Origin of the sequence: Lactobacillus delbrueckii subsp. delbrueckii DSM 20074 = JCM 1012 (assembly GCF_001433875.1) — a bacterium.
Taxonomy (GTDB): domain Bacteria; phylum Bacillota; class Bacilli; order Lactobacillales; family Lactobacillaceae; genus Lactobacillus; species Lactobacillus delbrueckii.
This window is the reverse complement of the sequence record NZ_AZCR01000005.1, coordinates 30,803-43,123: the sequence shown is the minus strand read 5'-3', so window position 1 is coordinate 43,123 and position 12,321 is coordinate 30,803. Positions and strand designations below refer to the sequence as shown.

9 protein-coding genes and 1 pseudogene are annotated in these 12,321 nt (G+C 51.2%); 1 reads left to right on the top strand and 9 read right to left on the bottom strand.

Annotation, left to right across the window (positions count from 1 at the left end; all coding sequences use genetic code 11):
• Positions 1-9: 9 nt before the first annotated feature.
• Positions 10-201 carry a hypothetical protein gene (locus FD23_RS11020; protein WP_025895326.1) on the bottom strand — a complete coding sequence of 64 codons (192 nt, stop codon included), beginning with the start codon at positions 199-201 and terminating at the stop codon, positions 10-12.
• 453 nt (positions 202-654) lie between these two features.
• Here FD23_RS11020 and FD23_RS01930 point away from each other — a divergent pair.
• Positions 655-2,102: pseudogene (locus FD23_RS01930) on the top strand (6-phospho-beta-glucosidase).
• Positions 2,103-2,288: 186 nt separating this feature from the next.
• Here the strand turns inward: FD23_RS01930 and FD23_RS01925 are convergent.
• The 8 genes from FD23_RS01925 to era all read right to left on the bottom strand — a co-directional run.
• On the bottom strand, positions 2,289-3,425 hold the full coding sequence (locus FD23_RS01925; RefSeq protein WP_025895328.1) for a sigma-70 family RNA polymerase sigma factor: 1,137 nt from the start codon (positions 3,423-3,425) through the stop codon (positions 2,289-2,291).
• 35 nt (positions 3,426-3,460) lie between these two features.
• Positions 3,461-4,582 carry an RNA polymerase sigma factor RpoD gene (rpoD, locus tag FD23_RS01920; RefSeq protein ID WP_052933681.1) on the bottom strand — a complete coding sequence of 374 codons (1,122 nt, stop codon included), beginning with the start codon at positions 4,580-4,582 and terminating at the stop codon, positions 3,461-3,463.
• A gap of 41 nt (positions 4,583-4,623) precedes the next feature.
• Positions 4,624-5,742, bottom strand: a complete 1,119-nt coding sequence (gene rpoD / locus FD23_RS01915; protein ID WP_025895330.1) for an RNA polymerase sigma factor RpoD — start codon at positions 5,740-5,742, stop codon at positions 4,624-4,626.
• Entirely contained in the window at positions 5,714-7,552 is a 1,839-nt protein-coding gene (gene dnaG / locus FD23_RS01910) for a DNA primase (protein ID WP_052933682.1), read from the bottom strand. The genes rpoD (FD23_RS01915) and dnaG overlap by 29 nt, the downstream gene beginning before the upstream one ends.
• Positions 7,553-7,583: 31 nt before the next feature.
• Positions 7,584-9,650, bottom strand: coding sequence for a glycine--tRNA ligase subunit beta (gene glyS / locus FD23_RS01905; RefSeq protein WP_052933683.1), 2,067 nt, complete (start codon positions 9,648-9,650; stop codon positions 7,584-7,586).
• Positions 9,643-10,554, bottom strand: a complete 912-nt coding sequence (glyQ, locus tag FD23_RS01900; protein ID WP_052933684.1) for a glycine--tRNA ligase subunit alpha — start codon at positions 10,552-10,554, stop codon at positions 9,643-9,645. The genes glyS and glyQ overlap by 8 nt, the downstream gene beginning before the upstream one ends.
• Before the next feature lie 265 nt (positions 10,555-10,819).
• Positions 10,820-11,569 carry a DNA repair protein RecO gene (recO, locus tag FD23_RS01895; protein WP_025895332.1) on the bottom strand — a complete coding sequence of 250 codons (750 nt, stop codon included), beginning with the start codon at positions 11,567-11,569 and terminating at the stop codon, positions 10,820-10,822.
• A partial coding sequence (gene era / locus FD23_RS01890) for a GTPase Era (RefSeq protein ID WP_236743860.1) occupies positions 11,569-12,321 on the bottom strand: 753 nt, incomplete at its 5' end. The genes era and recO, both read right to left, overlap by 1 nt.

Genomic DNA, 12,321 nt, shown 5'->3' with positions numbered 1-12,321 from the left:
AATATTATCTTAAACTTCGAAAAAGGCCGTAATAGTAGGCTTTTTAGACATTGAGTTGTAAAATCCTGGGAAATTAGCATTTAATTCAGCCATTTTTAATTTATTTCGTAGTCCTTGCCTTGTCAGCTCTTGCATCTTCTTAACGAGCAAGCTGGTGCTCATCCCAGCCGCGCAGTTCAACATAATGATTTTGGTAGCCATAATTATTTCCTCCTAGACTTTTCTTGTGTTGCTTGTTTACGCTTACAGTGTATACCACTTTCATTACATTTTTTCTTACAGTCTTGAAGAAAACACCAATAGGCGGCGGTATACCGGACTTTTTACGGAGTTGAACTTTTTAAAATTATTCTAAAAGACATATCTTTTAATTTCAGAAAACAGGACTTTCTTCCTAATAAAAACCATTTTTTCTGAAACACTTGCGCTATTATTGCTGTGCTAAGCTTATTTTCTTATTTCTACAAGTTTCAGTTCTATGCTTTTTTCTAAAAAATACCAATTATCTGCCCTTTCACTCTTGCAATGCCTATAAATTCCAACTATAACCATTCTTCGAAACGATTACTTGCAAGTGATGAAAATATGCAAATATATCGTTGAGTGATGAAAACTGTTAAAAACATACACAAATGAAAATGGAGGTTTTGCTCAATGTATTCTGCAAAAATGCCTGAATGATTTTTATGGGGCGGCGCGGTTTCTGCCCACCAATTTGAAGGTGCCTGGGACGTAGGCGGCAAGGGCGTGTCCGTTGCCGCCTACGTCATGACCGTCGGTTCAGCCACTAAGCCGCAGGAAATCACCGACGGCGTATTGCCGGGGAATAACTACCCGAACCACTCAGCCATCGATTTCTACCACCACCATAAAGAAGACATCAAACTCCTGGCCGGGATGGGCTTCAAGTCTTTCAGAACCTCCATTGCCTGGACCAGAATCTTCCCTAATGTTGACGACGCTGAACCTAATGAAGCAGGCTTGAAGTTCTACGATGACCTTTTTGACGAAATGCACAAGTACGGCATTGAACCAGTCATCACCTTGAGCCACTTTGGAATGCCATTCAACCTGGCCAAGAACTACGGCGGCTTCACCAACCGCAAGACCATCGACTTCTTCGTCCGCTTCGCTGAAGTCTGCTTCAAACGCTACAAGAACAAGGTCAAGTACTGGATGACCTTCAACGAAATCGACAACCAAAGTGCCTTCAACAACGACTTCTTGATGGCTACCAACTCTGGTATCCTCTTTAAAGAAGGCATGACTGATGAAGAAAAAGAAGCCGCCATGTACCAGGCTGCCCACTATGAATTCGTGGCCAGCGCCCTGGCAGTCAAGATCGGCTACAAGATCAACCCTGACTCAAGATCGACCTGATGATCAACTACTCACCAGTCCGCCCGCTGACGCCAAGCTCAGAAGACACCCTCTTGGCTGACAAGTTCGAACAGCACCGGGACTTCTTCTCAGACGTCCAAGTCTTCGGCGAATACCCGAAGGCAATTGAAGCCTATATTGAAAAGCACGGCTACCGGCCAGACATCACTGACGAAGACAGAGTCGTCCTTAAAGAAGGGACCGTTGACTACGTGGCCTTCTCTTACTACCAGTCAACTACTGTCTCCAGCGAAAAGGTCTCAGCTGATGAACTGAGCGACCTGGAAAAGGCGGTTGCGGTTAACCCGACTTTGGAAAGAAGCGACTGGGGCTGGGAAATTGACCCGGTTGGCCTACGCCTGGCTTTGAACCACTTGACTGACCGCTACCACCTGCCCCTCTTCATCGTTGAAAACGGCCTGGGGGCCTACGACAAGGTCGAAGACGGCAAGATTCATGACCCATACCGGGTTGACTACCTGAAGAAACACATTAGCGAAATGGAAAAGGCAGTTGCGATCGACGGCGTTGACCTGATGGGCTACCTGCCATGGGGGCCAATCGACCTGGTTTCTGCCGGGACTGGCCAAATGGACAAGCGCTACGGTTTCATCTACGTCAACAAGAATGACCAAGGAGTCGGCGACCTCAGCGGAACCCCAAAGTACTCCTACTACTGGTACAAGAAGGTTATTGCATCCAACGGGACTGACCTCGACTAATCTTCTCTAATTCTTATTGCTACTTAATCTCTTAACGAAAACGCGAAAAGCGACCAAGATCTGCTATGATCTTGATCGCTTTTTTGTGCTTAGCTAATTTTCTTTTTCTACTTAAAATGGCTGCTGTAAACCAGATCTTTGAAGTCCTTTCGGCCTTTGAGCAAGATGGAAACATGTTTCTTCTGTCTATTCTGCCGAGAAGTAGTCCTGGAGCAGGTCTGAGTGGTGCTTCAACTTCTTGACAGCCTTAGCTTCAATCTGCCGGACCCGTTCCCGGGTAACGCCCAGACTGCGGCCAACTTCTTCCAGAGTGTGCGGCTCATCGTTTTCCAGGCCGAAGCGCAGCTTCAAGACCTTAGCTTCTCTGTCAGTCAGGAACTCACCCATCATGCTGGACAGTTGGTCCTTCAGCATTTCAAAAGCAGTGTATTCTTCCGGGTTGATTGCCTTGTTGTCTTCCAAAAGGTCCCCCAATTGCGAGTCCCCTTCTTCGCCAACCGGCTTGTCCAAAGAGTCAGTTTCCTGGTTCTTGGCTACCGTGATAATTTCCTGCACCTTCTGCAAAGGTTCATTCATTTCCGCGGCCAGCTCTTCCGGCTTGGCCTCCCGGTCCAGGTCCTGCTGCAGAGTCCGCTGGATCCGGTTCATCTTGTTTATGCTTTCCACTACGTGAACCGGGATTCTGATCATCCGGTCCTGGTCAGCCAGGGCCCGGGTAATGGCCTGCCGGATCCACCAGGTAGCATAAGTTGAAAACTTAAAGCCCTTGGAGTAGTCGAACTTGTCAACTGCCTTCATCAGGCCGATATTGCCTTCCTGGATCAAGTCCAGGATCCCCATCTTCCCATTGTGCTTGGCATAGCGCTTGGCAATGGAGACAACCAAACGGAGGTTGGCGGCGGCCAGTTCATCCTTGGCTGACTCATCGCCGTTTTCAATCCGCTTGGCTACTTCTACTTCTTCGTCCCGGCTCAAAAGCGGGACCTTGCCGATTTCCTTTAAATACATCCGGACCGAGTCATAAACCTGGTCATTGTCGCTGGAAGCGACCAGTTCTTTTTGTTCTTTCTTTTCAGCTTCTTCTTCAGCCTTGAGGGCCAGAGCAGACGGTTCACCCTGGTCGTCAACGATACTAATCCCATTGTCCGCAAACTCTTCTACCAGCTTGGCAGTTTCGGCATCATTCAGACCATACGGCAGCAAGAGCCGGGCCTTCAAGTCCTTTTCGCGGATCTGCTTGGTCTTCTTTAAACCGGTAATCACCATTTTAACTGCTTTTTCCAGTGGAAAATCATTTACGTTAGAAGCATTTTCTTTTGCCATTCAATCCGCCCTGTTCTTATTCTGCTAAAAATTTACTACTCTAAAAAGTCACGCAACTGGTTGCTCCGGCTTGGGTGCCGCAGCTTGCGCAAGGCCTTGGCCTCGATCTGCCGGATCCGCTCCCGGGTCACGCCAAAGACCCGGCCGACTTCTTCCAAAGTCCGGGGATTTCCGTCATCCAGACCAAAACGCAGACGCAATACATTCTCCTCCCTGTCAGTCAAAGTGTCAAGCACTTCCGCCAGCTGGTCTTTCAGCATTTCACTGGCCGCGTGCTGTTCCGGGCTGGTCGCGTCCTTGTCTTCAATAAAGTCGCCTAAGTGGGAGTCATCCTCTTCCCCAATCGGTGTCTCCAAGGAAACTGGCTCCTGGGCCACCTTAAGGACCTCCCGGACCTTCTTGACCGGCAAGTCCATTTCCGCGGCAATTTCTTCTGGCTCCGGGTCTCTGCCCAGATCCTGGAGAAGCTGTCGCTGAATCCGGATCAGCTTGTTAATGGTTTCCACCATATGAACCGGAATTCTGATCGTCCGGGCCTGGTCGGCAATCGCGCGGGTGATTGCTTGTCGGATCCACCAGGTCGCGTAAGTAGAAAACTTGAAACCCAGCTGGTAGTCAAACTTGTCGACCGCCTTCATCAGGCCCATGTTCCCTTCCTGGATCAGGTCCAAAAAGCTCATCCCCCGGCCAACATAGCGCTTGGCAATGGAAACCACCAGACGCAGGTTGGCACTGGTCAGTTCATCCTTGGCCTCCTGGTCGCCGGCTTCAATCCGCTTGGCCAGCTGGACTTCTTCATCCCCGCTGAGCAGGCTGACCCGGCCGATCCGCTTCAAATATTGGCGGACCGGGTCATTCATCCGGTTGCCTGGAGCTGACAAGTGTTCCAGCTCTGCCTTTTCCACGTTTTTCTGCTTGGCCAGGGCCAATTTGGACGGTTCGCCCTTGTCATCGACAATGCTGATCCCGTTGTCTTCAAATTCCTGCACCAGCTGATCGACCGCCCGGCCTTCGATTTGGTAAGGCTTCAGCAAGCGGTCGGTAAATTCCTTTTCAGAAATTTGCTTGCTCTTCTTGACATCCTTAACAACTAACTTAACGGCTTCAGCCAGGGATACCTGGTCTACCTTTCCTGTCTGCTTAGCTTTGTCTGTCATTTGATTGCCTTCACTCTATCACAGCAGCATAACGCTACACATTAATCTAAGAAATCCCGCAACTGGCTGCTCCGGCTCGGGTGGCGGAGCTTTCTGAGGGCCTTGGCCTCAATTTGCCGGATCCGTTCCCGGGTCACTTCAAAATGCTGGCCGACTTCTTCCAAAGTCCTGGCCTTGCCATCATCTAAGCCAAAACGCAAACGGAGGACTTCTTCTTCCCGGTCACTCAAGGTATCCAGAACCTCGGCCAGCTGCTCTTTCAGCATCTCATTGGCCGCGTGCTGTTCGGGACTCATCGCATCCTTGTCTTCGATGAAGTCGCCCAAATTGGAGTCGTCTTCTTCCCCAATTGGGGTCTCCAAAGAAACCGGCTCTTGGCAAAGCTTCAAGATCTCTTTAACCTTCTTGACCGGCAAGTCCATTTCCGCCCCGATTTCTTCCGGTTCCGGGTCTCTGCCTAAATCCTGGAGGAGCTGGCGCTGGATCCGGATCAGCTTGTTAATGGTTTCCACCATGTGTACCGGGATTCTGATCGTCCGGGCCTGGTCGGCAATTGCCCGGGTGATAGCCTGCCGGATCCACCAGGTCGCGTAAGTGGAGAACTTGTAGCCCAGCCGGTAGTCAAACTTGTCGACCGCCTTCATGAGGCCCATGTTCCCTTCCTGGATCAAGTCCAGGAAGTTCATCCCCCGGCCGACATAGCGCTTGGCAATCGAGACAACCAAACGCAGGTTGGCTTCAGCCAGTTCCTGCTTGGCCTCTTCATCGCCGGCCTCAATCCGCTTGGCCAGGGCGACTTCTTCCTCACTGGTCAAAAGGTTGACCCGGCCGATTTCCTTTAAGTACATTCTGACCGGGTCGTTCATCTTCATCCCGGTCGGGGCGTCCATATTGTTCAGTTCCGCCTTTTCAACATTTTTCTGCTTGGTCAGAGCCAGCTTGGAAGGCTTGCCGTCCTCATCAACAATGCTGATCCCGTTGTCTTCAAATTCCTGGACCAGCTGGTCGACGGCCTTGCCCTCTAATTTGTAGGGCTTGATCAAGCGGTCTTCGAAAGCAGCTTCAGTGATTTGGTGGCTGGCCTTTACCTCTTCAACAACCAGCTTCACCGTCTTTTCCAGGGACATATCATTAGCCTTGGTTTGCTTTTCTTCTGTCACTAACTGCCTCCTCTTCCTGCAGCTTCAGTTGCCTTAGCTGCAAAATTGCCTGTGTTTCCAGCAAAATTGCCGTTTGGTCGTTTCGCCGACGCGCGTCTGCAATCGCCTGCATGTGGCAGTCGATCTCATCATCTATCTTGCACAGGTTGAGTACCCGAACCTGCGCCTCGAGCTCTTCCAAGGTGATTTTCCCTGGCAGCCCGGTCATATCAGTACTAACAATTATACTCTGAAGTTCTTCAGGAATAAAATCCAAAAATCCGCTCAATGAAACATTTTCATGAGTTTCAATGTAATTGAGCCAAAGTTTGGCCAGGCGCTCGTATTCCGGGTTTGGAAAAACAAAACCGTTGACGGTCAAGTAGTCCCGGGCCTCATCAGAATAGATGTAGGCATAAAGTAGGCGCTGCTGGGCCTTTAGAGCCCTGGTGACCGGCTGCGGATCCGCGGCTGGAGCCAAGGGGGCCAGCTCGGGCAGGACTTCGCCGCTGGTATGCTGGTCCACCCGGCGCTGCTTGCGGCGGGCCCTGGACAAGTTGACCTTTAAAGCGTCGAGGGAGACTCCGGTTTCCTTGGCCAGGCGGCCTACATAAAGGTCTTGTTCAACCGGGTTGGGCAAGGCGGCGATTTCCGCTACTGCCTCGCTTAAATAGGCCACCTGCTCGCGCTCATTGTTTAAGTTATACTTCTTCTTCAAGCGCTGCAGGAAAAAGTCAGTGGTCGAAATAGCCCCTCTAATCGCGGCCTGGTAGCTGTCCGATCCGTACTGCTTGACATATTCGTCCGGGTCGAGCTTGTCAGGCAGGATCACGATGCCCAGGTCAAAGTTGCCGGCCTGCTTGAAGAGGCCCACCGCCCGTTCAGTTGCGTGCTGGCCTGGATCGTCGCCGTCATAGTTGATGACGACTTGCTTGGTGATCCGGCGGATCATATAGATCTGCTGCTGGGTCAAACTGGTCCCCATGGAGGCAATCCCGGTCTTGACCCCGGCCTTATAGGCCGAAATCACGTCCATATGTCCTTCAAACAAGACCAGGTGTCCCTCTTTTCTGGCATGTTTCTTGGCTTCTGAAAAGTGGAAGAGCAGGTCGGACTTGTTGAAGATGCTGGTTTCCGGACTGTTCAAGTACTTGGGTTCTTCCGGGTCATCGCTGATTCTCCGGCCGGAAAAGGCTACCGGGTGGCCGCTTTCATCACTCATCGGGAACATCAAGCGGTCTCTGAAGCGGTCAAAGAGGCGGCCGTCCTGGCTCTTGACAAACAAGCCGCTTTCCGCCAGCTGATCATCCGTATAGCCTTCGCCTCGCAAATAGGTCAAGAGCAGGTCGGACTTGCCTGGGGCATAGCCGATCTTAAAGTGCTTGAGCAGGTCGTCGTCCAAGCCTCTTTTTCTTGCATATTCCAGGCCCCTTTCCCCGATCTTGGTAGTCATGAGAACCTGCTGGTAAAAGTCCGCCGCTTCCTTGTGCATCTGCACCAAAGGATTCAGCTTGACCGGCTGCTCCTGGTATTCCTGGGGCATGGGGATATTGGCGAATTCCGCTACTCTTTCAACGCTTTCTGGGAAAGTAACTTCTTCCTTTTCCATGATGAACTTGTAGACATTGCCGCCTTTATGGCAGCCAAAGCAGTAGAAGAACTGCTTGTCCGGGTTGACGCTGAAAGAGGGGGTCTTTTCTTGATGAAAAGGGCAAAGACCAACATAGTCTTTGCCTCTCTTCTCCAGTGATACATACTGGCTGATCACGTCAACGATATTTACGCTGCCCCGAACTTCATTGATAAAATCTTCCGAAATTCTTCCAGCCAATTTGCCTCACCCTTTATTAAAAATTTGCTTCTTACTTGATAACCAACTTGCTCAAGTCGCCCAAGCGCTTGGCCAGGTCATTGACAGCTGCCAGCTGGCTCAAGCGGTTGTTCTTGACTGCTTCATCCTTGGCCATGATCATGTTGACGTCGAAGTAGCGGTCGATTACCCCTTGCAAGGCAACGAAGGCTTCGTAAAGTTCAGCATGGTCCTTGACATTTGCTAAAGCTTCAACTCCATTATAAAGGTCTTGTTCGCTTCTGTCTTCAAATAAGTTTGGGTCAACCGGACTAGCCTGGCTGAACTTAGCCTTCTTCAAGATGTTGGCGATTCTAGTCAGACTTTCAACGACTGGCTTGAAGGCCTTGTCGTCATGGTGCTGCTGCAGAACCTTGGCAGCGGCCAGGATCTGGCTTGGATCTTGTTCGCTTGATGCCAGAACGGCGTCGATAACGTCGTATTGGTAGTTGTTCTTTTGCAAGAACTGCTTGATCCGGTCACGGATGAAGTCAGCAAGTTGCTTGTCTTCTTCCGCCCCTTGCGGCAGCTTGGCCGGAGTCTTGCCAGACAAAAGTTCCACGATTTCTGGAACAACCTGGTCAAATGGCAGGGACCAGTCTTCGTTCAAAAGGATCCGGACAATCCCGTAAGCGTAACGGCGCAAAGCGTATGGGTCGTTTGATGATGAAGGAATCATCCCGGCACCAAAGAAGGCGATAATGGTATCCAGCTTGTCAGCAACTGACAAGAGGGCGCCGACCTTGGTCTTCGGCAAGTCGCCTTCAGCCGTGGTTGGCATGTAGTGTTCCTTGATGGCGACAGAAACGTTTTCGTTTTCACCAGCCAGGCGGGCATAGTGCATCCCCATAACCCCTTGCAGTTCAGCGAATTCGCCGACCATTTGGGTTACCAGGTCGAACTTGTACAGGCCGCTTACCCGGTCAAAGTCAGCCACTTCTTCAGCTGACAGGCCGAATCTCTTGGCCAGGTAGTCGCCGATGATCCGGACCCGGGTCATCTTTTCTGCCATAGAACCGATCTTGTCGTGGAAGGAAACGCTGTCCATCCGGTCAACAAAGTGGCTGAGCGGGTACTTGCGGTCTTCGTCGTAGAAGAATACCGCGTCATCCAGGCGGGCAACCAGGACCTTTTCATTACCGGAAATCACGTTTTCCAAGTGGTCCTTGTTCCCGTTTCTCACGGAGATGAAGCAGTTGATCAGCTTGCCTTCCTGGTCGTAGACTTCAAAGTAACGCTGGTTGTCCTTCATGGAAGTGATCAGGACTTCGTCCGGGATTTCCAGGTACTTTTGGTCAAATGAGCCGGCAAAAACAGTCGGGTATTCAACCAGGTTGTTGACTTCTTCCAAGAGGCTGGCATCCAGCTTGATTTGCCAGTTGTGGCTGTTTACCAGGTCGTTGATCTGGGAAACGATCATGGCCTTGCGTTCGTCAGCATCAACGATGACGTATTGGTCCCGCAGAGCCTCCACGTAGTCGTCAGCGTTGGCCAAAACCACGCTGTCGCCCAGGAAGCGGTGACCGGCAGTCTTGCGGCCGGCAGTGATGTCCAGGAACTCAACTGGGACGACTTCGCTGCCGTAAAGGGCAACGAGCCAGTGGATCGGGCGGACAAATTCAAAGTCTTGGGAGTCCCAGCGCATCTTGGTCGGGAAGGTCATGGCCTTGATTACTTCATCCAGGCCCAAGAGGACTTCCTTAGCTTCCTTGCCGGCCTTTTGCACGTGCACGTAGGCATATTCCACGCCCTTGAGTTCTTCAAAGTAGATGTCGTCGGCGCTCATCCCCTGGCCGCGGGCAAAACCGACAGCGGCCTTGGTCCAGTTGCCGTCAGCGTCCTGGGCGATCTTCTTGGCCGGCCCCTTCTTGACTTCGTCCACGTCAGCCTGCTTTTCATCCAGTTCCTTGACCAGGACAGTCAGGCGGCGGGGAGTTGAGTAGGTCTTGATTTCCTTAAAGCCCAGGCCGTTTTCCTTCAAGAACTTGCCAGTTCTGTCAGCCAGCTGCTTGACTGATTTGCTGGCCACGTGGGCTGGCATTTCTTCAACGCCGATTTCAAATAAAAAGTCTTTAGTCATTGCTTGCCTCCGCCTTTGCTTGTGCACTCTTCAACAATGGGAAGCCGCGCTTTTCACGTTCTTCCACAAACTTAACCGCTACTTCGTGAGCCATGTTGCGGATTCGGTGCAGGTAGCCGGCCCGTTCAGTTACTGAGACTGTCCCCCGGGCGTCCAGTAGGTTGAAGGTGTGGGAACACTTCAAGATGTAGTCGTAAGCCGGGTGAACCAGGTTCTGGCCCAAAAGGCGCTTGGCAATTCTTTCGTAAGTGTCAAAGAATTCCAGCAATTGCTTCTGGTCGCTTTCTTCAAAGGCGTACTTGGAGTGTTCGTATTCAGGTTCCTTGAAAATGTCCCGGTAAAGGACGCCGTCGCCCCATTCCAGGTCAAAGACTGAGTTAACGTCCTGGATGTAGGAAGCCAGCCGTTCAACCCCGTAAGTGATTTCGCCCATGGTTGGCTTGACGTCCAGTTCGCCGACAGTTTGGAAGTAGGTAAATTGGGAAACTTCCATCCCGTCCAGCCATACTTCCCAGCCAACACCGGCACAGCCCATGGATGGGTTTTCCCAGTTGTCTTCAACGAAGCGGATGTCGTGTTCCAAAGGTTCAATTCCTAGAACCTTCAAGGAGTCCAAGTAGTATTGCTGGATTTCCAGCGGAGCCGGCTTTAAAACGACTTGGAACTGGTGGTGCTGGAAGAGCCGGTTCGGGTTGTCTCCGTAGCGCCCGTCAGCTGGCCGGCGGGAAGGCTCAACGTAGCAGGCCTTCCAAGGTTCAGGCCCGACTGCCCGCAAGAAGGTGTATGGGCTCATCGTCCCAGCACCCTTGTTTTCATCATATGAAGGCATGATCATGCAGCCTTTTGAAGCCCAGAACTGTTCAAGCTTGAAGATCATGGTCTGAATATCTAATTTTTGTTCCATAGTTACCTCCTATGCAAGGCCATAAAAATAGCCTATGCAATTTTACTTTTGCATAGGGACGAAAAAGTATTCGCGGTTCCACCCTAATTCAGGAAGCCTATTTGCCTCCTGCTCTTAATTAGCTTGGCTAGAGGGGCCTTTTCCCGCTGTATCCTTCCACCAACCGATACTCGCTGCCGCGGTACTTTTTTATTTCCTCATCATTACCAATATACAGGCTAATTTTACCACAAATCCCTTTTCTTTTCATGTTTTTTTAGGAAAATCAGCTGCCTCGGACCTCATTTAAAAAGCGGAGGCTGAGCAGGTGCAAATCCACTGTTGCCTGGTAGATCTGGGCGATGGCCCGCCGGCTTTCCTTTTTCAAATCTTCGCCGATCTGGATCTCTCCTAAACGGCTGATTGGTAAAAGGGCCAGGGTTCTGATTAAGGCAGTAGCCTTTGGCGACAGGTGCAGGCGGCTGACAGAGCGGAAATGGTCGCTACAGACCACCCCGCCGGCGGCGATTGAATAGTCAAAAATTCCTTTTTCCTTGCCGCAAATCACGCAGGCCCCCAGCTGAGGAGCTACCCCGAAGGCATCCAGGAGCTGCAGCTGGACAATTTGGGCAATAATTTCCGGGTCCTGGCCGGCCACGATCCGGTTAAAGGCCACTAGCAAAAGGTCATAGTAGCCCCCCAGTTTCTGGTACTCGCTGAAGGCATGGTCAGCTAGGTCAAAAAGATAGGAAAGATAGGCATTTTTGTCCAGGTCGGTAAAAAGCTCATCGTGCTGGCTGATCTTCTTATAGGTCCGCAGCTGACTGATCCCCTTGTAGCGGGTCAAGATGCCAAAAGTCCCTTCCGTAAAGGGCAAAACCGCGGCGGCCAGCTGGGACTTGGGCCGCATCCCGCCTTTGACAATTACGGTGACGATTCCCAGTTCCTTGGTCCAGAGCTTGGCCAAGAGGTCAGCCTCTTTATACTGCTGCCTTTTAAAAAGCAGGCCGTGGACATCGAGCAGGTCAGCGGACATTAAAGTTCCTTCTTGTCATAGCCGATGGACTTGAGGAAGGCCGGGTCCTGCCGCCAGTCGCGCCGTACCTTGACCCAGAGCTTCAAGTTAACCTTCTCGCCCAGAAGATTTTCGATTTCTTTTCTTGACCGTATCCCGATCTGCTTAATCATGGACCCTCTTTGCCCGATAATGATCCGCTTTTGCCCATCTTTTTCCACAAAAATCGTGGCATCAATCTGCAATTTGCCATTGATCCGCTGGTTCATCTGGTCAACCCAGACAGCAGTTGAGTGGGGAACTTCCTGGTCGGTCAAGCGGAGGATCTGTTCTCTGATCATCTCAGCCACCACGAAGTATTCCGGCCGGTCGGTTACTTCATCTGAAGCGTAGTATTGCGGTCCTTCTTGCAGGTAGTCCTTCAAGGTCTTGAGCAAGTCGTCGACCCCGTTGCCCTGCCGGGCGGAAATTGGCAAAAATTCCGCGAACTTGCCGACGGCCTGGTAGGAGTCGATGATTGGCAAAAGATCATTTGGGTGAACCTGGTCGATCTTGTTGATAACCAAAAATACCGGAATATCCAAATCCTTCAAAAGACCGGCCACGTATTCCTCGCCCTTGCCGGCTTCTTTAGCGTCAACCATGAACATGACTAAGTCAACGTCCTTTAAAGAAGACAGGCTGGCCTTGTCCATGTATTCGTCCAGGTCGGAATGGCTCTTGAAAATCCCCGGCGTGTCGACAAAGACAACTTGCATGTCATCTTCAGTGTA